21 protein-coding genes are annotated in these 21,858 nt (G+C 74.2%); 6 read left to right on the top strand and 15 right to left on the bottom strand.

Features of this window, described 5'->3' with window-relative positions; genetic code table 11:
* Window positions 1–113: 113 nt before the first annotated feature.
* The 4 genes from ABD981_RS07880 to ABD981_RS07865 form a co-directional block, all read right to left on the bottom strand.
* Complete coding sequence (locus tag ABD981_RS07880) at window positions 114–1,094, bottom strand: S66 peptidase family protein (RefSeq protein WP_382748315.1); 981 nt, start codon at window positions 1,092–1,094, stop codon at window positions 114–116.
* Window positions 1,091–3,076 carry a prolyl oligopeptidase family serine peptidase gene (locus tag ABD981_RS07875; protein ID WP_046910716.1) on the bottom strand — a complete coding sequence of 662 codons (1,986 nt, stop codon included), beginning with the start codon at window positions 3,074–3,076 and terminating at the stop codon, window positions 1,091–1,093. The genes ABD981_RS07880 and ABD981_RS07875 overlap by 4 nt, the downstream gene beginning before the upstream one ends.
* Before the next feature lie 82 nt (window positions 3,077–3,158).
* Window positions 3,159–4,511, bottom strand: coding sequence for a M20/M25/M40 family metallo-hydrolase (locus ABD981_RS07870; protein ID WP_046910715.1), 1,353 nt, complete (start codon window positions 4,509–4,511; stop codon window positions 3,159–3,161).
* Window positions 4,504–5,337 (bottom strand): M55 family metallopeptidase, encoded by an 834-nt coding sequence (locus ABD981_RS07865; RefSeq protein WP_046910714.1) that lies wholly within the window; start codon window positions 5,335–5,337, stop codon window positions 4,504–4,506. Before ABD981_RS07865 ends, ABD981_RS07870 begins: the two co-directional genes overlap by 8 nt.
* 216 nt (window positions 5,338–5,553) lie before the next feature.
* Here ABD981_RS07865 and ABD981_RS07860 point away from each other — a divergent pair, with 216 nt between their 5' ends.
* Window positions 5,554–6,651 (top strand): hypothetical protein, encoded by a 1,098-nt coding sequence (locus ABD981_RS07860; RefSeq protein ID WP_123954991.1) that lies wholly within the window; start codon window positions 5,554–5,556, stop codon window positions 6,649–6,651.
* Between the two features lie 19 nt (window positions 6,652–6,670).
* Here ABD981_RS07860 and ABD981_RS07855 read toward each other — a convergent pair whose 3' ends face one another.
* Window positions 6,671–9,094: an MFS transporter gene (locus ABD981_RS07855; protein ID WP_046910732.1), complete on the bottom strand. Its 2,424-nt coding sequence runs from the start codon at window positions 9,092–9,094 to the stop codon at window positions 6,671–6,673.
* Between the two features lie 359 nt (window positions 9,095–9,453).
* On the bottom strand, window positions 9,454–9,897 hold the full coding sequence (locus tag ABD981_RS07850) for an SRPBCC family protein (RefSeq protein ID WP_046910713.1): 444 nt from the start codon (window positions 9,895–9,897) through the stop codon (window positions 9,454–9,456).
* 146 nt (window positions 9,898–10,043) lie between these two features.
* On the opposite strand from ABD981_RS07850, the gene ABD981_RS07845 reads away from it, so the two are divergent.
* From ABD981_RS07845 to ABD981_RS07835, 3 genes are all read left to right on the top strand, one after another.
* Window positions 10,044–11,093: an Rv2578c family radical SAM protein gene (locus ABD981_RS07845; protein WP_046910712.1), complete on the top strand. Its 1,050-nt coding sequence runs from the start codon at window positions 10,044–10,046 to the stop codon at window positions 11,091–11,093.
* A gap of 93 nt (window positions 11,094–11,186) precedes the next feature.
* The gene (locus ABD981_RS07840; RefSeq protein WP_046910711.1) at window positions 11,187–12,791 is read left to right on the top strand and encodes an alpha/beta hydrolase; all 1,605 of its coding nucleotides are present in this window, start codon (window positions 11,187–11,189) and stop codon (window positions 12,789–12,791) included.
* Between the two features lie 50 nt (window positions 12,792–12,841).
* Window positions 12,842–13,252, top strand: coding sequence for a RidA family protein (locus ABD981_RS07835; protein ID WP_046910710.1), 411 nt, complete (start codon window positions 12,842–12,844; stop codon window positions 13,250–13,252).
* A 7-nt stretch (window positions 13,253–13,259) separates the two neighbouring features.
* Here the strand turns inward: ABD981_RS07835 and ABD981_RS07830 are convergent, their stop codons facing one another.
* From ABD981_RS07830 to ABD981_RS07805, 6 genes are all read right to left on the bottom strand, one after another.
* Window positions 13,260–13,970, bottom strand: a complete 711-nt coding sequence (locus ABD981_RS07830) for a DUF6230 family protein (protein ID WP_046910709.1) — start codon at window positions 13,968–13,970, stop codon at window positions 13,260–13,262.
* Entirely contained in the window at window positions 13,967–14,578 is a 612-nt protein-coding gene (locus ABD981_RS07825; protein ID WP_240495411.1) for a hypothetical protein, read from the bottom strand. Before ABD981_RS07825 ends, ABD981_RS07830 begins: the two co-directional genes overlap by 4 nt.
* Window positions 14,575–14,979 carry a DUF6114 domain-containing protein gene (locus ABD981_RS07820; protein ID WP_240495410.1) on the bottom strand — a complete coding sequence of 135 codons (405 nt, stop codon included), beginning with the start codon at window positions 14,977–14,979 and terminating at the stop codon, window positions 14,575–14,577. The genes ABD981_RS07825 and ABD981_RS07820 overlap by 4 nt, the downstream gene beginning before the upstream one ends.
* A complete protein-coding gene (locus tag ABD981_RS07815) occupies window positions 14,973–15,734 on the bottom strand; it encodes a DUF6230 family protein (RefSeq protein WP_046910708.1) in 762 nt (253 codons plus the stop codon). Before ABD981_RS07815 ends, ABD981_RS07820 begins: the two co-directional genes overlap by 7 nt.
* Window positions 15,731–16,240 carry a DUF6114 domain-containing protein gene (locus tag ABD981_RS07810; RefSeq protein ID WP_276205606.1) on the bottom strand — a complete coding sequence of 170 codons (510 nt, stop codon included), beginning with the start codon at window positions 16,238–16,240 and terminating at the stop codon, window positions 15,731–15,733. The genes ABD981_RS07815 and ABD981_RS07810 overlap by 4 nt, the downstream gene beginning before the upstream one ends.
* A 142-nt stretch (window positions 16,241–16,382) precedes the next feature.
* On the bottom strand, window positions 16,383–17,084 hold the full coding sequence (locus tag ABD981_RS07805; RefSeq protein WP_240495409.1) for a DUF6230 family protein: 702 nt from the start codon (window positions 17,082–17,084) through the stop codon (window positions 16,383–16,385).
* A gap of 137 nt (window positions 17,085–17,221) precedes the next feature.
* On the opposite strand from ABD981_RS07805, the gene ABD981_RS07800 reads away from it, so the two are divergent.
* Window positions 17,222–17,824 carry a TetR/AcrR family transcriptional regulator gene (locus ABD981_RS07800; protein WP_046910707.1) on the top strand — a complete coding sequence of 201 codons (603 nt, stop codon included), beginning with the start codon at window positions 17,222–17,224 and terminating at the stop codon, window positions 17,822–17,824.
* A 65-nt stretch (window positions 17,825–17,889) separates the two neighbouring features.
* Here the strand turns inward: ABD981_RS07800 and lepB are convergent, their stop codons facing one another.
* The 3 genes from lepB to ABD981_RS07785 form a co-directional block, all read right to left on the bottom strand.
* Window positions 17,890–18,522 carry a signal peptidase I gene (lepB, locus tag ABD981_RS07795; protein WP_046910706.1) on the bottom strand — a complete coding sequence of 211 codons (633 nt, stop codon included), beginning with the start codon at window positions 18,520–18,522 and terminating at the stop codon, window positions 17,890–17,892.
* A 153-nt stretch (window positions 18,523–18,675) separates the two neighbouring features.
* On the bottom strand, window positions 18,676–19,023 hold the full coding sequence (locus tag ABD981_RS07790; RefSeq protein WP_338058651.1) for a helix-turn-helix domain-containing protein: 348 nt from the start codon (window positions 19,021–19,023) through the stop codon (window positions 18,676–18,678).
* A gap of 102 nt (window positions 19,024–19,125) precedes the next feature.
* The gene (locus ABD981_RS07785; RefSeq protein WP_046910705.1) at window positions 19,126–19,722 is read right to left on the bottom strand and encodes a HEAT repeat domain-containing protein; all 597 of its coding nucleotides are present in this window, start codon (window positions 19,720–19,722) and stop codon (window positions 19,126–19,128) included.
* A gap of 257 nt (window positions 19,723–19,979) precedes the next feature.
* Between ABD981_RS07785 and ABD981_RS07780 the strand changes: the two genes are divergently transcribed.
* Window positions 19,980–21,761, top strand: a complete 1,782-nt coding sequence (locus ABD981_RS07780) for a 3-hydroxyacyl-CoA dehydrogenase family protein (protein WP_046910704.1) — start codon at window positions 19,980–19,982, stop codon at window positions 21,759–21,761.
* Window positions 21,762–21,858 lie beyond the last annotated feature (97 nt).

The following is a 21,858-nucleotide window of genomic DNA, read 5'->3' as shown; positions in this document are numbered from 1 at the left end:
GACGCGCGTCACTGCCCGTCAACGCGCCGGACCGGGCTTGTTGACGGAGATTCAGCGAAAGGGGCGTACGTCTCCGGGACCGCGCGCCTCCGGGCCGCGCGGCTTCGCGCCGGTCAGCTCAGGGCCGGCACCTCCAGCGTCAGCGTCCCCGCCTCCGCGTCCAGCACGCCCGGGATCCCGAACGGCACGGTCGGCGCGCTCGCCTCGTGACCGAAGCCCATCCGCTCGACGACCGGGACCCCGAGCCCGCCGAGCCGGTCGGCGAGCACCGCGCGGACCTCCTCGTACGGCCCGCACTCCTCCCAGGAGCCGAGACCGATCCCGGCGACCCCGTCCAGCCGGCCGGAGCGCAGCAGTTGGGTGAGGATCCGGTCCAGGCGGTACGGCTCCTCCCCCACGTCCTCCAGGAGCAGCAGCCCGCCGCGGGCGGAGGGCCGGGCGTGCGGGGTGCCGAGCTCGGCGGCGAGCAGGCTGACGCAGCCGCCGAGGGTGACCCCGCGGGCCCGGCCCGGCGCCAGGGCCCCGGCCGTCGCCGTGGCGATCGTGCGCACCGTCTCGGGTTCGAAGAGGGTGGCCCGCAGGGACTCGCGGGTGTGCGGGTCCTGGAGGAACGCGGCGGCCGCGATCATGGGGCCGTGCAGGGTCGCGAGGCCGAGCCGGGTGGCGAAGGCCTCGTGCAGGGCGGTGATGTCGCTGTACCCGACGAGGACCTTGGGGCCCGCGGCCCGCAGCGCCGCCCAGTCGACGAGGTCGACCATCCGCTGGGCGCCGTAGCCGCCGCGGGCGCAGAACACGGCGGAGACGTCCGGGTCGCACCAGGCCTCGGTGAGGTCGCGGGCGCGGTCCTCGTCCGCGCCGGCGAGGTAGCCGAGGCGGGGGTGGGTGTCGAGGACGTGCGGGGCCACGACCGGGTCGAGCTCCCAGCCGCGGAGGATGTCGAGGCCGGCCTGGAGCCGGTCCTCCGGGATGGGCCCGCTGGGCGCGACGACGGCCACGCGGGCACCGGGGCGCAGCCGGGGCGGGCGGGTGAGCGCGGGGACCTGCGTGGCCGGGTCGGCGCCCGTCGCCCCGGCCACGCCGGCCGTGCGGGTCACTTCCGGAGCTCCAGCTCGGGGACGTCCGTCCGGTCGATGCCGAAGGTCCGCACGTAGAGGGCGAGTTCGGCTTCGAGGGCGCGGATCATCGTGTCGGCCCTGCGGAAGCCGTGCCCCTCGCCCTCGAAGGCGACGTAGGCGTGCGGGACGCCCCGGCCGGCCATCCGGGCGAGGAAGCGCTCGGCCTGCACGGGCGGGCAGATGACGTCGTCGAGCCCCTGGAGCAGCAGGAAGGGCGCGGTGATCCGCTCGACGTGCTCCAGCGGGGAACGCTCCCGGTAGCGGGCGGGCACCTCGTCGAGCGGGCCGATCAGCGAGTGCAGGTACTGCGACTCGAAGTCGTGGGTCTCGTCGACGGCCCAGCCGGTGAGGTCGAGGATGGGGTAGATAATCGTGCCGCAGGCGTAGACGTCGCTGTGCACGAGGGAGGCGGCGGTGGTCCAGCCGCCCGCGCTGCCGCCGCGGATCGCGAGGCGGTCCGGGTCGGCGGTGCCCTCGTCGGCGAGCGCGCGGGCGACGGCGGCGCAGTCCTCCACGTCGACCACCCCCCACTGCTCACGGAGCCGTTCGCGGTACTCCCGCCCGTAGCCGGTGGAGCCGCCGTAGTTGACCTCGGCGACGCCGATGCCCCGGGAGGTGAAGTAGGCGATCTCCAGGTCGAGGACGAGCGGGGCGTGCCCGGTGGGGCCGCCGTGCGCCCACACCACGTAGGGCGGGAGCTCCGCGCCGGGCGCGGTCCGGTCGGGGCTGTGCGGCGGGTACACGTGGGCGTGGATCTCGCGGCCGTCGGGTCCGGAGAAGGTGCGGATCAGGGGTTCGGGGTAGTACGCGGGGTCGACCGGGTCGTCGTGGGCGGAGCCGGTCACCCGGGTGCGGCCGGTGCGGGTGTCGAGCTCGACGACCTCGGCGCCGCTGCGGGGTCCGGCGGCCACGCCGACGACCCGGGTGCCGTGGACGGCGAGGGTCGGGGACCACTCGGTCCAGGGGCCGGCCGCGTCGACGAGTTCGCCGCTGTCGGGGTCGAGTATGCCGAGGGCGGTGGCGCCGTTGCCGTGGACGACGGCGATCAGTCCGCTCTCCAGCGGGGCGAACCAGCTCCGGCCGAGCGTCCAGAGCGGTCCGCCGAACTCCTCGGGGCGGGGGCAGAGCGCGGCCTGGGAGCCGTCCTCCTCGGTGCGGTAGAGGTTCCACCAGCCGGTGCGGTCGCTGAGGTGGAGCAGCCGCCCGTCGGCGGTCCAGCCGACCTGGGGCACGGACTCCTCGGGGCCGCCGGCGACGGTGCGGGCGTCGTGGAAGGTGCCGTCCTCGGCGATCGCGGCGAGCTGGACCTCGGTGCCGTCCCAGGGCATCCGGGGGTGGTCCCAGCCGATCCAGGCGACCTGCCGGCCGTCGGGCGAGAGCCGCGGTCCGGTGACGAACCGGTGCCGGCCGTCGGAGAGTTCGCGCACCCGGGAGCGGTCCTCGGCGGCGGAGCCGTCCAGGGGAACGGCGGCGATCACCCGGCGCACGTCGGTCGGCGCGGGCCCGGTGAACTCCTCCAGGACGCACCAGACCTCGCCCCGCTCGGCGTGGACCACCGGGTCCGCCCAGCGCAGCCCGCCGCCGGTCGCCGAGACCGGGGTGAGCGGCCGGGGCTCGGCACCGGGCCCGGCGTCCGGTTCGTGGGCGTAGAGCCGCTGGTCGGGGAAGTGGCAGAAGACGAGGAGCGGCGAGCCGTCGGCCCGCACCGTGCCGGCCCAGGGCTGTCCGCCGTACTCGATGACCCGGCTGCGGACGTTCCACGGGGCGGGCAGCACGGATTCCTCGGTGCCGTCGGGCCGGCGGCGCACGAGGGCGCGTCGGCCGCCCTCGGCGGGACGCGGTGCGGTCCACCACACCTCGTCGCCGAGCACCCCGACGTGGTCGGGCCGCCCGTCGCGTGCGGCGGCGAGCGCGGCGCCGATGGGTGACGGCCAGCTGCCGTAGGCGGCCGTGGTTACCATCTCGATCCCCCCTGGGTGGAGCGTGCGGAACGGTGGGTGTCATGGTCGCGGCGGGCTGCCGCGACCTTCTGCGGGACGGGTGTCAGGCGGTCCGCAGATAGCGGTCGAGGACGCGGACGCCGAAGTGCAGCGCGTCCACGGGGACGCGTTCGTCGACGCCGTGGAAGAGCGCCCCGTAGTCGAGCTCGGGCGGCAGCTTCAGCGGCGAGAAGCCGTAGCCGGTGATGCCGAGGCGGGAGAACTGCTTGGCGTCGGTGCCGCCCGACATGGAGAAGGGGACGACGTGCCCGGCCGGGTCGACGTGCTCGACGGCGGCGCGCAGCTTGGCGAAGGTCGGCGAGTCGACCGGCGCCTGGAGGGGCACCTCGCGGTGGTGGAACTCCCAGGAGACGTCCGGGCCGGTGAGCCGGTCCATGGTCGCGATGAACTCCTCCTCGCCGCCGGGCACGGTCCGCCCGTCGACGTAGGCCACGGCCTGGCCCGGGATCACGTTCACCTTGTAGCCCGCGTCCAGCATCGTGGGGTTGGCGCTGTTGCGCACGGTGGGTTCGACGAGGGCCGCGGCCGGGCCGAGCTTCTCCAGGAGCAGGTCGGTGTCGAAGTCGCGGGCGTCGACGTCGACCTCGATCCCGTACAGCGCGGCCAGTTCGCGGAGCGCGGCGCGGACGGTCGGGGTGAGCCGGACGGGCCAGGCGTGGGCGCCGATCCGGGCGACGGCCGAGGCGAGCCGGGTGACCGCGTTGGCCGTGTTGACCTTGGATCCGTGGCCGGCCCGGCCGTGGGCGGTGAGCTTGATCCAGGCGGTGCCGCGCTCGCCCGCCGCGATCGGGTAGAGGGTGGTCCCCGGGTCGGGGTGGAAGCTGAAGGCGCCCGACTCGCTGATGCCCTCCGTGCAGCCCTCGAAGAGGCCGGGGTGCCGGTCGGCCAGGAAGCCGGAGCCGTCCTCGGCGCTGGCCTCCTCGTCGGCGGTGTAGGCGAGGACGATGTCGCGGCGGGGCCGGAAGCCCTCCCGGGCCCAGGAGCGGACGACGGCGAGCACCATCGCGTCCATGTTCTTCATGTCGACGGCCCCGCGCCCCCACACGACGCCGTCGCGGACCTCCCCGGAGAACGGGTGCACGGTCCAGTCGGCGGCCTCGGCCGGGACGACGTCCAGGTGGCCGTGGACGAGCAGGGCCTCGGCCGTCGGATCGGTGCCCGCGATGCGCGCGACGACGTTGGTGCGGCCGGGGGTCCGTTCCAGCAGGGCCGGTTCGAGGCCGGTGTCGGCGAGCCGCTGCGCCACGTACTCGGCGGCGGGCCGCTCGCGGCAGTCGCCGCCGCCGCGGTTGGTGGTGTCGATCCTGATCAGCTCGGAGGTGAAGGTGACCACCTCGTCGAGCGCCGTCGCGTCCGGGCCCCGGACCTCCTCGGTCCCCCGGTTCTCCTCAGCCATACTGTTCCTCCACCGCGGCGGAGACGATGGTCGTGACCGCCTTGAACGTGCGAATCGCCTCGTACATCGTCTCGCTGGTGTAGGCGACCTTGCGTTCGCCACTCCGCCCGGCTCCGGGGACCACCGTGGCGGCGGCGGCCAGGTGCTCCGCGTCGAACTCCAGCTCCACCGTGAACGGTCCGCCGGCGACCGGCTCGTGCCGCACGGCCAGCGAGGCCGCGGCCTTGGCGGCCGCACGGATGTCGGCGGCCGTCCTGGCGGGCGTCCGGCACACCGCCGCGTACCGCGAGACGTGGTCCTTGACGGCGACCTTGTGCGCCTCCGGCGCGTACCCCAGGGCGTCCTCGCAGGTGAGGTCGTCGCCGGTGACGAGGACGACGGGGACCCCGAACTCGGCGACCACGTGCGCGTTGAGCAGGCCCTCGCTGGCGCGGACCCCGTCGAGCCAGACCCCGGTGATGGAGTTGGCGAGGTAGGTGTGCGCGAGGACCCCCTCGGCACCCGCCCCGGTGTGGTAGCCGACGAAGGCGACGCCGTCGACGTCCCCGTGCTGGACGCCCTCGACCATGGAGAGCGACTTGTGCCGCCCGGTGAGCATCTCGGCCCGCTCGTCGAGCCGCTCCAGCAGGAGGTTGCGCATGGTCCAGTGCGCCTCGTTGATCAGCACCTCGTCGGCGCCGCCGTCGAAGAAGCCGAGCACCGCCGCGTTCACGTCCGAGGTGAACAGGGACCGGCACCGCTCCCACTGGGGGGTGCCGGGCAGCACGTCGGCGGGCCAGGTCACACCGGTGGCGCCTTCCATGTCGGCGCTGATCAGGATCTTCATGCCTGGCACCGTACGCGCCGACCGGCGGGCCCGACCACCCCTGTGGAAAAGTGTCGGAGGCGTGGACCAGTGGCGGTGACGCGGCCCCGCTCCGGGCCCGTCTCCGGGTGACGGTTCGGCCGGTGATTCGGGGCGAATCCTTTCATCTCGTACGTATAGGCTGACGGGCGCAGTTTTCTCGCCCCCGCAGGCCCGCACACCCCAGGAGACCCCTCGGTGACCACCTCGCTCGCCCCGTCCGAGACCCCCGCCGACGTCGACACCGACCTCGACGAGGCCCCCGTCGTGATCGACACCGGCGAGTGGGTCGAACCCGCCGCGGAGGCCGTCGCCGAGGCCGTCGTCCGTGACGCCCGCGACTTCGGGGTGTACGCCCGGACGGGCGGCTGGGCGTTCGCGCTCAAGGTGGCGCGGAGCGTGCGGCCGGGCGGCCAGGCCGCCGAGGGCACGGAGAAGGTCTCGGCGAAGGCCTTCGCCGAACTCGCCGGCTGCTCCCCCGAGCGGGTCATGCGCTACTACAAGGCCTGGGACATGGCCGCGGACGACGGCCTGGTGCCGCAGTTCGAGGCGCTGGTCCCCGGCGCGGACGTCGAGCTGCCGGAGGCCGACGTCTGGCTGTCGTACTACTCCTCCCGCTCCAGCGCGACCTCCGTGCGCGGCCACGCGATCACCGCGGCGGCCGAGGCCGAGGGCATCAAGCCGACCAAGGCGCTGGAGGTGGCCGAGAACCCGACCGCGCTGCGGGCGGCCATCCTCGCCGACCCGGGCACGGCCGAGGCGGCGCGCGGCGCGCTGCTCGACCGGATGAAGGAGGACCCGGCGCTGCAGACCGAGATGGCCCGGGCGATCGCCCGCACCGGCGACCTGAAGAAGGCGGTGGCCCAGGAGGCGAAGGCGGCCGACCGGATCGGCTACGTCCGGCAGATCGCCGAGGGCGGACAGATCAGGACGCCCGCGGGGCAGACCGTCGAGGCGCCGGCGGAGCTGCGCGCGGAGGCCGAACGGCACCTGTCGCTCATCGACGAGCTCGACGACTCCGAGGAGGCGGGCGAGTGGGCCGGCGAGGCGTACGACACGGTGAGGACGCTGGTCGCCCAGGCCGTGGAGGCTGACCCGGCGCTGCGGGTGCAGGAGCGCCGGACGAAGTTCTACAACAGCCTGCAGAAGGCCACGAAGGTCTTCGAGGAGCTGACCCTGGACGAGGTCCTGGAGGAGGACGTCGTCGAGGAGGACATGCTGCAGCGCCTCGAAGCGCTCCAGGAGGCGATCGGCGCCTGCATCAGCGCGATCCGCAAGGCGACGACCGCCTCCTGATCTCCCACCGGGGGCCGGCTCAGTCCTCGTGACCGAGCTGGAGGTCGCGCTCGGTGCGCCCGCCGCCCGCCACCTGGAGGACGGTGGCGACCGGCGGGTACCCGGCGGCGATCACCGTGTACTCGCCGGAGGACAGGTCGACGAAGCGGAAGGTGCCGTCGGGGCCGGTGGTCAGGGTGTCGACGACGTTGCCCGCGGCGTCGAGGAGGGTGACGCGGGCGTCCTCGACCGGACGTCCGCCGCCGGCCCGCACGGTGCCCCGGAGCACGGCCCCGCCCGCGAGCTCGATGTCCTGGCGGGTCTCCCGCGCCGACTGGACGCTGACCGGGACGGCGGCGGGCCGGAAGGCGGGGGCGCTGGCGGCGAGCGTGTACTCCCCCGCGACCAGCTCCCCCATGGCGTACGTCCCCTCGCGTCCGCTGCGCGTGCTGGCGACCACCTCGCCGCGCACGTCGGTGAGGGTGACGGCGGCGTCCCGCACGGGGGCGCCGTCGGCGGTGAGGACGCTGCCCGCGAGGCGGCCGGCGCCGCCGAGGACCACGTCCAGGTCGACCGGGCGCTCGCCGACGGTCACCGAGACGGCCTGCGGCTGGTGGCCGCCTGCGGCCGCGATCAGGACGTACGCGCCGGAGCCCGGTACGGCGAGGGCGTACCGCCCGTCCTCGCCGCTCGCTCCGCGGCCGATCTGCCGGCCCGCGACGTCGATGAGGGTGAGGGCCGCTCGCGGGACGCTGCTCCCGTCCGGGTGCTGCACGTGGCCGCAGACCGGCACCCCGGAGGCGAACGCCGTCCGGGCCGGAGGGACCGTGCCGGCGTGGGTGGCGTGGGTGACCGGGTCGGTGGCGGGGGCCTCGGGGGCGGGGGTGTGGTGGGACACCAGCGGTTTCTCCTTGAGGAAGAAGGCGAGGGCGAGGCCGAGCACGAGGACCGGCACGAGGTAGAGGAAGATCCGGGGCATCGCGTCGGCGTACGCCTGGACGAAGGCGTCGCGCAGGGCGGGCGGCAGCGCGTGGACCGCCTGCGGGGTGATCGAGTCGGCGGGCGGCAGCGCGGCGGCGCCGTCCGCGGGGAGCCGTTCGGCGAGGGCGTGGTCCAGGCGGGAGGCGACGAGGGTGCCGAAGACCGCGGCGCCGACGCTGCCGCCGATCTGCCGGAAGTAGGTGTGGGCGCTGGTGGCGGTGCCGAGGTCGGCGGGGCGCACGGAGTTCTGCACGGCGAGCACCAGGACCGGCATGATCAGGCCGATGCCGGTGCCGAGCACGGCCTGCCAGAGGCTGTGCTGGAGGCGGGGGGTGTCGGTGTCCATGCGGGAGAGCAGCCACATGCCGAGGGCGGCGACGGCGCCGCCGAGCAGGGGGTGGATCTTGTAGCGGCCGGTGCGGCTGATGAGCCGGCCGGAGACGACGGAGGCGGCCACGATGCCCCCCATGAGCGGGAGCATGAGCAGGCCGGACTCGGTGGCGGAGGCGCCCTCGACCATCTGCAGGAAGGTGGGCAGGTAGCTGGCGGCGCCGAAGAGCGCGATGCCGACCACGATGCCGATGAGGCTGGTGACGGTGAAGACGGGGTCGCGGAACAGGCGGAGGGGGATGAGCGGTTCGGGGGCGAAGCGCTCGACCACGAGGAAGAGGGCGGCGGCCACGAGGGCGCCGCAGCCGAGGCCGAGGACGGCCCGGGAGTCCCAGGCGTAGCGGGTGCCGCCCCAACTGGTCAGCAGGACCAGGCAGGTGGAGGCGGCGGCGAGCAGCAGGGCGCCGAGGACGTCGAAGCGGGCCCGGGCCGCGGGCTTGGGGAGTTTGAGGACGACGGCGACGACGGCGAGGGTGACCAGGCCGAAGGGCACGTTGAAGTAGAAGCACCAGCGCCAGGAGACGTGGTCGGTGAAGAAGCCGCCGAGCAGCGGTCCGGCGACGGAGGCGAGTCCGAAGGCGGCGCCGATCAGACCCATGTAGCGGCCGCGTTCCCGGGCGGGGACGATGTCGGCGATGATCGCCTGGACGCCGATCATCAGCCCGCCCGCTCCGGCCCCCTGGAGGGCGCGGAAGGCGATGAGCTCGTCCATGCTGCGCGACCAGCCGGCCAGGCCCGAGCCGATCACGAAGACGACGATGGCGAAGAGGAAGACGCCCTTGCGGCCGAGGAGATCGCCGAGCTTCCCGTAGACGGGCAGGCTGATGGTGGCGGTGAGCAGGTAGGCGGTGATCGCCCAGGACATCCGGTCCAGGCCCTGGAGTTCGCCGACGATCTTCGGCAGGGCGGTGGCGACGATCATCTGCTCCAGCGCGGCGAGCAGCAGCGCGAGCATGAGTCCGCAGAAGACCAGCCGGACCCGTCGGGGGTCGAGGCCCGGCTGCGGTCCGGACGGCGGTTCCTGGCCGGCGGGCGGGGCGTCGCCGCCTTCGGCGCCTTCGGCGAGGAGCGGGACCGTTTCGCCGCTCTCCAGGGCGGCCCGGGCGGCTTCGGGCCCCCGGGCGTGCTTCGCCAGCGTGATCGCACCCACGTGCTGCTCCCCTCGTCACGGCGTCTGCGCGCGCCATTCTTCGCATTGCGCGCGAAGCGGGAGCAAGTCGGGCGGGACGGGAGGGAGGTGGGGCGACGGGGCCCTAACCCCCCTGGAGGACGGCGCACTTGGGGCGCTCATCAGGGCGTTTACGGGGCTTCCCGCGACCCCTGGGTGCGCCGGGCGCTCGTGCGGGGGTCGCGGGGAAACCACTCGAATCGGTGACGGATCGGGGCGTTACTTCCCCGACCGTTTCCCGAGGCTACTTCTCGGGAGCGCCGCTCGGCGGCTCCCTCCCGGGTCTACTTGCCGACCTCGGCCGCCAGCTTGTCGAGCACGGCGTCGTAGATGCGGCCGAGGCCCTTGGGGGCGAAGGTCTTCTCGAAGAAGCCGCCGATGCCGCCCGCGCCGTTCCAGACGGTGCTGACGACGACCTTCGCCTTGCCCTCGCCGGCCGGGGTGACGGTCCAGGTCGTGACCATGGAGGAGTTGCGGTCCTTCTCGACGAGCTGCCCGTCGGTGGGCTCGCTGACCTCCAGGAGGCAGTCGCGGACGCGCTTGCTGGTGGCCTGCAGCTTCCAGTGGACGAGGGTGCCCTGGCCGTCGCCGCCCTCGCGCACCTCGTACTCGCTGAAGTGCTCGGGGAGCAGCTTCGGCCGGGTGCCGCTGTAGTCGGCCAGGGCGTCGAACACGTCCTCCGGGCCGGCGGCGATGATCCGCTCCGTCGTGGCCTCGACCTGCGCCATGGGGGTCCTCCAGCTTGGTTCTCGGGGTTTCTCGAAGGTGCGGGCCAAGCCAACCACCTGCGCGCCGGGGTGCGAAATCCGGGTTGCGGCGATCAAGGGAACATGTGTTCTATTCTGGTTCCCACCCCCGCCACCGAGGAGGCGCCATGCGATGGGACCGTCTGGCCGACAGCCCCGCCACCGCCGCCACGCCGGCCGCGCCCGCCGACATCGCCCTGTTCGGTACGGACGCGGTCACCACCCGCACGTTCGACACGCCCGAGTTCCGCGGCATCACCTTCCACGAGGTGCGGGCCCGGTCGATCGTCAACCGGGTGCCCGGCGCCTCCCGGATGCCGTTCGAATGGACGGTGAACCCGTACCGGGGCTGCACGCACGCCTGCGTGTACTGCTTCGCCCGCAAGACCCACGCCTATCTGGACCTCGACACCGGGATCGGCTTCGACTCCCAGATCGTGGTCAAGGTCAACGCCCCGGAACTGCTCCGCGCCCGGCTGTCCTCCCGGAGCTGGCAGGGCGCCCACATCGCGATGGGCACCAACGTGGACTGCTACCAGCGCGCCGAGGGCCGCTACCGGCTGATGCCCGGCATCATCGAGGCGCTGCGGGACCGCGCCAACCCGTTCTCCGTCCTCACCAAGGGGACGCTGATCCTGCGCGACCAGGAGCTCATCCGGCAGGCCGCCGAGGTGACGGAGGTCGGCGTGTCCGTCTCCGTCGGCTTCACCGACCGCGAGCTCTGGCGCACGATCGAGCCCGGCACCCCCTCCCCCGAGCGGCGCCTCGACGTCGTCCGCGCCTTCGCCGGGCACGGCATCGACTGCGGGGTCCTGATGGCCCCGGTCGTGCCCTTCCTGGGCGACCGCCCCGAGCAGCTGCGCGCCACGGTCCGCGCCATCGCCGAGGCCGGCGCCTCCTCCGTCACCCCGCTCGTGCTCCATCTGCGGCCCGGCGCCCGCGAGTGGTTCTTCGGCTGGCTGCGGCACCACCATCCGGAACTGGTGGGGCGGTACGAGCGGATGTACGGGACCGGGGCGTACGCGCCGACCTGGTACCAGCGCCGGATCACCCGTCAGGTGCACGAGCTGGCCGCCGAGTTCGGCATCGGCCCGGCCCACCGGGGCGCCCCGCGCCGCATCCCGGTGCCCGACCACCACGCGCCGCCTGCGACCGCCGAACAGCTGACCCTGCTCTGAATCGACGTACCGGGGGCGCCGGAACGTCCTCTGATCGGGTCAACTCTGGCCGGAACCGGTCCTTCCGGACCGTGTTCGGGGCACGGACGCCGTATGAAACCACGCGCAGGAACGCTGATCGCCGCTGGGGCGCTGGTCGCCGGGACGGTCACCGTCCTGCCCGCGTCCGCAGCCACCGGCACCACCCCCGACGGGCCCGCCCCGGCCGCCCGTCCCGCCGCCCCGCTGCTCTGGACCGGCTGCGGCACCAAGGCCTACCCGAGGCTCCAGTGCGCCACCCTCAAGGTGCCGCTGAACCACGACCGCCCCACCGGCCGGACGATCCGGCTGGCGCTCACCCGGGTCGCGCACACGGCCAAGGCCTACCAGGGGCCGCTGCTCGTCAACCCGGGCGGTCCGGGCGGCAGCGGCCGCGGGATGGCCGGCTACGTGGCGGCCTCGCTCAAGCCGGAGGTGGCCGCGCAGTACGACGTCATCGGCTTCGACCCGCGCGGGGTCGGCGGGAGCGAGCCCGCCCTGGACTGCCGCCCCGGCCACTTCGCCCCCGTCCGCCCCGACTCCGTCCCGCGCGGCGCCGAGGAGGAGCGGGCCGGCATGGAGCGCGCCCAGGCCTTCGCCAAGGCCTGCGGCGACAAGTACGCCGACGTCCTGCCGTACATCGACACCGTCTCCACCGCCCGGGACCTCGACGCGATCCGCGCGGCGCTCGGCGCGCCGAAGGTCAACTACCTCGGCTACTCCTACGGCACCTACCTGGGCGCCGTGTACGCCCGGCTGTTCCCCGAGCGGGTCCGCCGCATGGCCCTCGACTCCGTCGTCAACCCGCACGGCGTCTGGTACGAGGACAACCTCGCGCAGGACTACGCCTTCGACACCCGGCACAAGGACTTCACCGCCTGGGTGGCCCGCAACGACGCCACGTACGGGCTCGGCACCGACCCCGCCGAGGTCGACGCGGCCTGGTACCGGATGCGCGAGGCGCTGCGCGCCGAGCCGGCCGGCGGCAAGGTCGGTCCGGCCGAGCTGGAGGACACCTTCCTGCCGGGCGGCTACTACGACGGCTACTGGCCGCCGCTCGCGGCCGCGTTCGCCGCCTACGTCAACGACGCCGACCCCGCGCCGCTGGTGAAGGCCTACGAGACCTACGGCGCCGCGGACGCCGCCGCGGACAACGGCTACTCGGTCTACACGAGCGTCCAGTGCCGCGACGCCGCCTGGCCCCGCGACTGGAACGTGTGGCGCAAGGACAACTGGGAGGCGCACGCCAAGGCGCCGTTCTCCACCTGGAACAACGCCTGGTACAACGCGCCGTGCGCCTTCTGGCCGGTGGCGTCGCTGACCCCGCCGGACGTCACCAACGACCGGCTCCCCCCGGTGCTGATCCTCCAGGCGACCGACGACGCGGCCACCCCGTACGAGGGCGGGGTCGCCCTGCACCGGATGATGGGCGGCTCCAGCCTCGTGGTCGAGCAGGGCGGCGGCAACCACGGGGTGACCCTGGCCGGCAACGACTGCCTCGACACCCACCTCGACGCGTACCTGGCCACCGGCACGGTGCCGCGCGGCGCGGCCGGCTCGGAGACGGACGCGGTCTGCGAGGCGCTGCCGGAGCCCCGGGCGGTGAAGGCCGCGGCGAAGCGCGAGGGCGCCCCGTCGGCCGGCACCGCGCTGCACGGGCTGCTCGGCCACCGGCACTGAGCCGGGCCCGCCCGGCCGGACTGTCAGTGGCGTGCGTCAGGATGTGACGCATGAGCACGCACCTGACCCATGTGCCCGCGCCCGAGGGCCTCGCGCCGAGCCCCCAGTACAGCCATGTGGTGTGGGGCACCGGCCGGTTCGTGGCCGTGTCCGGGCAGTGCGCCTTCGACGCCTCGGGGGCGGTCGTCGGCGTCGGCGACCCGGCGGCGCAGGCCCATCAGGTCTTCGACAACCTGCGCCGCTGCCTGGCCTCGGCCGACGCGGGTTTCGGGGACGTCGTGAAGCTGACGTACTTCGTGACGGACGTGGCGCACCTGCCCGCGGTCCGCGCCGCCCGTGACGCCGCCTTCGGCGCGGCGCCGCTCCCGGCGAGCTCGGCGGTGCAGGTGAGCGCCCTGGTCCGGCCCGAACTCCTCCTCGAGATCGAGGCGTTCGCGCTTATACCGGAGGACCGGGGCTAGCCACCCGCTAGGGCATCCCGGGCGTCCCCGGCGTGCCCGTCGGTTCGGCCGGTCCCGGGCAGGCGACCGTGCCGCGCTTCACCGACAGGCTCAGCCGCGGGGTGGTCAGCAGGCCGGGGATCTGCATGTCCTGGGCGGTGCCGGTGATCGCGTCGAACTTGGCGTAGCGGGCCTGGATCCCGAAGCGGTGCTGCGGGCTGTCCAGCGGGTTGACGACGTAGCCGCCCGAGGCGTCCTTCACGGTCCGCACGTCGGCGCCGTTGACGTTGAGGTCGACGATCCCGTCCATGTCGAGCGTGCCGGTGGCGGTCCGCAGGTCGAGGACGGTGTTCCTGGTCCTGATCTCCCAGGTCCCGGGGTCGCCGTCGCCGAGGGTCAGCAGCAGGGTGTACGTGAGTCCCGCGATCTGCTGGCGCTGGCTCAGGCACAGCCCGTTGAGGACTCCGTCGGCGAAGCCCATCCGCAGTACGCGCACGGTGCCGGTGGTGCCGTCGGGCCGGGCGACGGCCTGGTCGACGACGGCGGCGCCGTACTGCGTGCCGTACAGGCTGCTGGTGGTGAAGTCGACGGGCCGGTCCTGCATCCGCAGCCCGACGGCGAGCGCGCCCCGGGCCATCGCGCCGGCGAGGGCGCCCGCCACGAGCAGGGCGGGCAGCGCGACGGCGAGCGAGCGGCGCCAGTGGGTGCGCCCCTCCACGGGGGCCGGGGCGCCGCTCACGGGCTCGTCACCGTGATCGTGCCGGGCAGGTGGACGGGGTTGTCGGTGCTGCCGAGGGCGGCGTGGTCGTCGACGGTGCGGATCGCGTAGATCGTGCCCGCGAACTCGGTGGCGCCCGCGGTGAGGGGGATGAACTGGCCGAACCAGTCGAGCAGTCCCTGGACGTTGCAGGCGATGAGCAGGACGCAGATGCGGTCGATGCGGCCCCACATCACGGTCGTCTCGGCCTTGCCCGCGCTGTCGTAGCCGCCGAGCGAGCCCTCGTCCGGCACGTCGATGGTGAGGGTGTGACCCGCCGCGCGCTGGGTCACGTTCATGTGGCGGCGGATCCTCAGTTTGGTGAAGGTGTACTTGTTGGTCCGCACCTCGCTGCCGTCGGAGAGCCGGATCGTCACGTCCTTCTCGACCGTGAGGGAGACGGCGAGCAGGCTGTCGATCCGCACGTCCAGGGGGTCGGGCGAGGGCAGGAACGGCACCCCCATCGGCACGGGCGCGGCGGCCCGGGGCGCGGCGCCGCTGAGCTGCCGGGGCCCGATCGCGGTGGCGACGGCGACCAGGAGGACGGCGCCGACGACGAGGGCCCGGCGCCAGGCCCGCATCCCGCTCATCGCGCCTCCTGGAGCCGGCTCCGGCGCGGCCGCTTCGGGCCCCAGCCGACCAGCATCGCGCCGCCGAGCACCCCCAGCGCCATGCCGAGGAGGAAGCCGCCCAGGTTGGACACGACGAGCGAGACGACGGCCAGCACGCTGCCGATCAGGCCGAAGGTGTAGCGCTGCCGGGGGGCCACCAGCGGGACGAGGCCGCACAGGATCATCCCGCCGCCGGTGAGGTAGCCGGCCAGCGCGCCGAAGCCGGTGCTGACGATCAGCTGGACCGAGCTGAGGGAGAGGCGCAGCACGGTCCACCCGCCCGCCACCAGCCACACCGCGCCCCAGAACGGCCGGGTCCGCCGGAAGGCCCGGAACCAGGCGCGCGCGAGGGCCGCGCGCGAGGCCGCCGCGCTCAGCACGTCGCCGCCGATCCGCCGACGATCCGGATGTCGAGCTGGGGCAGCACCAGGGCGCCCGCGATCTCGGCGTCGTAGGCCGTGGCGTTCAGGCCGTGCAGGGTGACCGAGCTGCCGCCCGGTCCGCCGGCCGAGCCGAGCCCGAAGCCGCCGGGGACGGCGCCGGTGAGCGGCTTGCCGTCCACGAGGACCTGGTCGGCGGACTGGCCGATCACCGCGTTCTGGAGGGTGGTGGGGCCGTACGACTTCAGTTCGGTGGCCTGGATGAACAGGTTCGAGGCGTCGATGTCGGTGGTGAAGGTGCCGGGCGGGGTCGCGGTCACCTTCTGGCCGGCCGTCAGGAGCAGGGAGTACGGCACCCCGGCGATCGACTGGTGGACGATCCCGCACAGTCCGGCGAGGCCCGCGCTGGCGAAGCCGACCCGGGCCATGCCGGTGTCGGTCGTCGTACCGCCGTCGGGGCGCCCGACCGGCGGGGTGTTCACGATGGCCCCGAAGCCGGTGCCCGAGATGCCGTTGGAGGTGAGCGAGAAGGGCTGGCCCGTGACGCTGAAGTTGGCGGCGAGGGCCCCTTGGGCCAGGGCGGCGCCGAGCGCGCCGACGGCGAGCGCGGAGGGGACGAAGGCGAACGCGCCGCGCCCCCACCGGGTGCCGCGGCGGGTGCCGTCCGCCGCCTCGGCGAGCATGGCGGTGTTCCACGCGGCGGCGGCGCGGGCCAGGGAGCGGGCGGCCTCGCGGGGGCCGGGCAGGGGACTCATGCGGTCGCGCTCCCCTCGTGGGCGCGGCGGCGCCGCGGGCGTCCGGCCGGCTTGCCGGGCAGCCAGGAGAAGGCCATCGAGCCGCCGAGCACGGCGAGGAACATGCCCAGGAACAGGCCGCCGAGGTTGGAGAGCGGGAACGAGGCGACTCCGGCGATCACGGCGATGACGCCCGCCGTGTGCCGCTGGCCGGGCAGCAGCAGGATCAGCAGGGCCATCGCCATCAGGACGACCCCGCCGGCCATGCCCGCGATGCCGCCGACGCCGATCTGCAGGATCTTGCCGAGCGGGGCCAGCGGCAGGAAGAAGATCACGAAGCCGCCGAGCCCGGTCCAGATCCCCGCCCAGAAGGGCCGGGTGCGGCGCCAGCGCCGGAAGGCTAGCCGGGCCCGCAGCGGGGCGGAGGCTCCGGGGCCGGGGCGGAGCCCGGTAGGACCGGAGGGACCGGAGGGACCGGAGGGCGGGGTGGCGGTCGGGGCGGCGGTCTGGTCGTCGGTCGGGGGCATGGGGGCCTCGCAACGGTCGATGCGGCGGTCGATGGGTGCGTACGGGGTGGTCCGGGGAGCCGGGGAGGGCGGGTGGTCCGGGGCGCCGCGTCCCGTGCGGCGCCCCGGACCGGTGGGGGGTTCGTGGTGCGGGTGGCTCCGGTCAGCAGCTGGTGGTGCCGTGGGCGATGCCGATGGTGAGGTCCGGCAGGGTGATCGCGCCCGCGATGGTCGCGCCGTTGGCGTCGGCCTTGAGGCCCTCGATCGTGGTGCGGCCGCCGGTGGCGTCGAGGCCGAACTGGCCCGGGGTGCCGTCGTTGATGCCGCTCCCCTTGATGCCGTTGCCGTCGGCGGCGGCGCCGATCACGTTGGGCGTGGCGTCGCTCGCGGTGAGGGTGGCCTTGGAGGTCTTGAGGGCCTGGGCGTCGAGGATGAGCTTGCGCGCCTGGAGGCCCTCGCCCCCGGCGAGCTGGTCGGAGGTGAGCGGGGTCGCCGCGGCCGGCGAGGAGATGTTCAGCGACCAGGTGCCGAGGCTCCCGATCACCGGCAGGTTGACGGACTGGGTGGCGTGGACGCAGAGCCCGTCGAGGCCGGCCTGGGCGATGCCGACCTCGGCCGCGCCCTTGGGTCCGCCCGCGTCGACGGTGTGCATGACGGCGCCGATGCCCGTGGGCGCGGCGACCGTCCGGGAGCTGAGGGTGAAGGGGACGCTGGTCAGCGAGAGGTTCGCGGCGAGCGCGCCCTGCACCATGGCCGTGGCCATCCCGGCGACGGCCGCACCGGCCGGCAGGGCCAGGAACACGGACCTGCGCCAGCGGGTGACGCCGCGCGGCTCCGGAGCCGTCCGTCTCGTCTCTTCGGTCATGTGCCTTCTCCAACTGTCGTGGTGTCGAGGGGATGTGACAGTGCGTGGCCACTCGTTCGAGAATTGGACAGTATTAGAGGATGTGTCAACAGTCTGGACACTCTCGACCTGAATTCCTGCTGGACTAGGCTGGGCCGATGGCCAGGTTCAGGGAGACGGTGCGCACGCTGCTGCGCGAGCGCCTGTTGGACGCCGCGTACGAGCTCGTCACCGAGCGGGGCTTCGAGAAGCTGCGCATGGCGCACGTGGCCGCCGCCGTGGGCGTGAGCCGGCAGACGCTGTACTCGGAGTTCCCGTCCAAGGAGGCGGTCGGCCGGGCGCTGCTCCAACGCGAGCTGGAACGCTGCCTGGTCGGCGTCCAGGCAGCCCTCGACGAGCACCGGGACGACCTGCGGGCGGCCGTGTCGGCCGCCGTCTGCTTCACCCTGACGCTCGCCGCCCGCAACCCGCTGGTGAAGGCGGCGCTCACCAGCGCCGGGGACGACGGACTGCTCCCCTATCTGACCACCCGCTCCACCTCGGCCTTCGCCACCGCCACGGCGATGGCCGACGCCTACGTGGCCGAGGCCTGGCCGGCCGTCGACCCGGTCGCGCGGGACCTGGCGGTCGACGCCGCCGTGCGCCTGACCGCCAGCCACATGGTCCAGGCCGCGGGCTCGCCCGAGGAGTCGGCCCGCCGCGTGGCGGACACCTTCCTGCGGATCGCGCGCAGCCCCGGGGACCCGGTCCCCGCCTCCTAGCTCGCATCCGGAACGTCCCGCCCGGCGCTCCCTTCCGGACACGAGTCAGGGAGGCACCCCGCCCCTCACGGCCGCACCCCCCGGTGGTCCTCCTCCAGGGCCGGCCGGCCGCCCAGCCGCGACGAGGTCGGCAGCGGACCGCCGCTCAGCCCCACCCGCCCCTCGACCCGGGCGATCTCGCCCCAGCCGTAGGTGCGGGAGTCGTCGGAGAGGTCCGGGTTGTCCCCGAGGTAGAAGAAGAAGCCCGCCGGTACGGTCCGCAGCGCGGGCCGCGCCGAGCGGGTGCCGTCCGGCCCGCAGCAGTTGCCGGTGCGCCGGGCCCGGTCGGCCCACTGAGGGGCCGTCACCCGGCGGACGGGCCCGGCGCCGTGCTCCTGGAGCAGGACGCGGAAGGGTTCGTCCGCGGTGGACACGATCGCGATCCGGTCGCCCGGCACCGCGATCACCCGCTTCACGAGCAGGGCGTCCTGGTGGCGCGAGCGCAGCAGGACCACGTCGAAGCGGCGCACCTCGCCCGCCGAGCCGGGCACGGGGAGGAGCCGGTCGCCGTCGTGGAGGGTGGGGGTCATGCTGGCCCCCTCGACCCGCACGCTCAGCACCGTCACCGCGACGCCCGCGAGCAGGAGGAGCACGACCAGGCAGCCGAGGACGGCCGCCGCCGCCCGGGGGAGCCGGCGGGGCCGGGGGATCGCTTCCATGGCCGGGACGGTAGGACGGCCCGGCGGCCGCCCGCCGTGACCGTACCGCTCAGCCTCGCCGCTCAGCCCGACCGCCGGCCCCACCCCTCGACCCCACCGCGCTCAGCCTCACGACTCAGCATCAGGGCTCAGCCTCACCACTCCCCCCGCCCCTCAGCCCCCGTGCCGCTGGTAGGCCCCCGGGGTCACTCCCGTCCAGCGTCGGAACGCCCGGTGGAACGCGCTGGGTTCGGAGAAGCCGAGCCGCCGCGAGAGGCCCTCGATCGACTGCGGGCCGCGGGCGAGCGCGGCGAGGGCGTGGTCGCGCCGGGCCTGGTCGCGCAGCAGCCGGTACGTGGTCCCCTCGGCGGCCAGCCGGCGGCGCAGGGTCTGCGGACTGACGGCCAGTCGCCGGGCGAGCTCCTCGGGCGGGGGGACGGGACCGTCGGCGAGGGCGGCGCCGATCATCCGCCGCACCCGGTGGGCGCTGACCGCCGGACCGGCGGTGCTCAGAAGGGGCATGGCGCGCCTCCGCTTCCTCGGCCTGACAGAACACATGAGAGTGGACGACATCCGACACTCTAATGAGAACTGTCAAGTGCGCGCAGCCCCTTCGCCGCCGCGCTACCCGTCGAGCCGCCCCAGCGCCTCCCGCGCCGCTCCCCCGAACCGCGGGTGCGGCAGCGCCGCCTCCAGGACCCCGCGCGCGCGGCCGTCGGCGAGCGAGCCGAGCCCCTCGACACACGCGAGCCCGACCCGCCAGTGCGGGTCGCCGGCCGCCAGCCGCCGCTCCAGGACCGCGACGAGGGCGGGCACGCTCTCCGGGGCGCGCAGTTCGGCGAGCAGGCGGACCGGCGACAGGGCGTAACCGACGCGCAGTTCGTTGGTGGCGAGCGCCGCGGCGGCCCGGGCGGTGCGCGGGTCGCCGAGCCGGGCCAGCGCGTAGGCGGCGGAGACGCAGCGCTCGGGGTCGCGGTGGTTGAGGAGGAGGACCAGCGCCTCGAAAGACCTCGGGTCCCCCGCGAGGCCGAGCCGGAAGGCGGCGATCTCGCGGGCCCACAGCGGCTGTCCGGGGGCGGTGAGGGCGCGGTGCAGTTCCTCCGCCGCCACTGGCCCGGCGAGTTCTTCGAATGCGGCGGGGACTTCCCCGTCCCCATTCTCGATCTCTTCACGCAAACGATCGATCATCGAGCAGAATTCGGGGTCCGCAGCGAAATTCATATTCCGCAGCCTATCCGCGACCCAGATCACACTTTCCTCAACTTCCGAGGACTGGTGCGCTCGTTACCGGGCAGTTAGTCTCAGGTGAGCGGGCCACCCCCCGCGCTTTCACAACGGCCTGGTGACGCAGCCGTTGTGTGTGGTCTTTCGGTTCGGCAGTTTCGACGTGACTCCGGGACAGGGTCCGTCGCCCTTTTCTCGCGCCCCTTCTCCGCGCACTGCCTTCAGTCGTCACTCTTCCTCCCAGGAGTCCCCTGATGGACACCCCTCTCTCCACCATCGCCGTCGTCGGCCTCGGCACCATGGGCACCGGCATCGCCGACGTCCTCGCCCGGGCCGGCCGCGAGGTCATCGGCATCGACATCAGCGAGAACGCCTCCGCCAAGGCCGTCGCCGCCCTGGAAGCCTCCACCGCCCGCGCGGTGGAGCGCGGCCGGATCACCGAGGAGGAGCGGCAGGACGTCCTGGCCCGCTTCCGCACGTACTCGGACCTGCACGCGGCGGCCGACGCCGACCTCGTCATCGAGGTCGTGCCCGAGTCGTACGAGACGAAGCAGGAGGTGTTCCGGGCCCTGGACGGCATCGTCCGCCCCGACGCGATCCTCGCCACCGGCACCAACGCGCTCTCCGTGACCCGGCTCGCGGCCGACTCCGCCCACCCGGAGCGGGTCCTCGGCCTGCACTTCTTCACCCCGGTCCAGGCGATGAAGCTGGTCGAGGTGGTCTCCTCGGTGCTGACCTCCCCGCAGGCGGTCGACGCCGTCACCGTCTTCGCGCAGGAGCTCGGCAAGGAGCCCGTCGCGGTCGGCGACCGGCCCGGCTTCGTCGCCGACGGACTGCTCTTCGGCTACCTGAACCAGGCCGCCGCGATGTACGAGTCCAAGTACGCCTCCCGGGAGGACATCGACGCGGCCATGCGGTTCGGCTGCGGTCTGCCGATGGGGCCGCTGGCGCTGCTCGACCTGATCGGCGTCGACACCGCCCGTACCGTCCTGGAGGCCATGTACGCCTCCTCGCAGGACCGGCTGCACGCCCCCGCCCCGATCCTCAAGCAGCTCAGCGAGGCGGGCCTGACCGGCCGCAAGGCGGGCCGCGGCTTCTACAGCTACGCGGCGCCCGGCTCGGCCGAGGTGGTCCCGGACGCGCTGACCCCGGGCGACGCCGCCGCCGCGGGCGAGGGCCGCGAGGTCCGCTCGGTGGGCGTCGCCGGCTCCGGCACCATGGCCTCCGGCATCGCCGAGGTCTTCGCCAAGGCCGGCTACGAGGTGGTCCTGGCCGCCCGCTCGCAGGAGAAGGCGGACACCGCGAAGGCCCGGATCGCCAAGTCCCTGGCCCGCTCCGTGGACAAGGGCCGGATGACGGGCGAGGCGCGCGACGAGACGCTGGCCCGGATCGTCCCGGCCGGCTCGGTGGACGCCTTCGCCGAGGTCGACCTGGCGGTCGAGGCGGTCGCCGAGGACCTGGCGGTCAAGCAGGAGCTGTTCGCCCGCCTGGACAAGATCTGCAAGCCGGGCGCGGTGCTCGCCACCACCACCTCCTCGCTGCCGGTCGTCGCCTGCGCGAAGGCGACGAGCCGCCCGCAGGACGTCATCGGGATGCACTTCTTCAACCCGGCGCCCGCGATGAAGCTGGTGGAGATCGTCCGTACGGTCCTGACCGCCGACGACGTCCACGCCACCGTCCGCGAGGTCACCGCGAAGATCCGCAAGCACCCGGTGGACTGCGGCGACCGGGCCGGCTTCATCGTGAACGCGCTGCTCTTCCCCTACCTGAACAACGCGATCAAGATGGTCCAGGAGCACTACGCGACCCTGGACGACATCGACGCCGCGATGAAGCTGGGCGGCGGCTACCCGATGGGGCCCTTCGAGCTCCTCGACGTGGTCGGCCTCGACGTCTCGCTCGCCATCGAGCAGGTGCTGCACCGCGAGTTCCGCGACCCGGGCCTCGCCCCCGCCCCGCTCCTGGAGCACCTGGTGGCCGCGGGCTGCCTGGGCCGCAAGACCGGGCGCGGCTTCCGCGAATATGCCCGCCGCTGAGGCCCACACCGAGCCGTACGGGCAGTGGGGAGGGCTGCTGAGCCCCTCGGGCACCCCGGGTGCCGGGGCCGGCGCCCCTCCCCCACCTGGGCACACT

The organism is Streptomyces showdoensis, assembly GCF_039535475.1.
GTDB lineage: Bacteria > Actinomycetota > Actinomycetes > Streptomycetales > Streptomycetaceae > Streptomyces > Streptomyces showdoensis.
The sequence above is the reverse complement of the archived record's forward strand: the minus strand, read 5'-3'. Positions and strand labels throughout refer to the sequence as shown.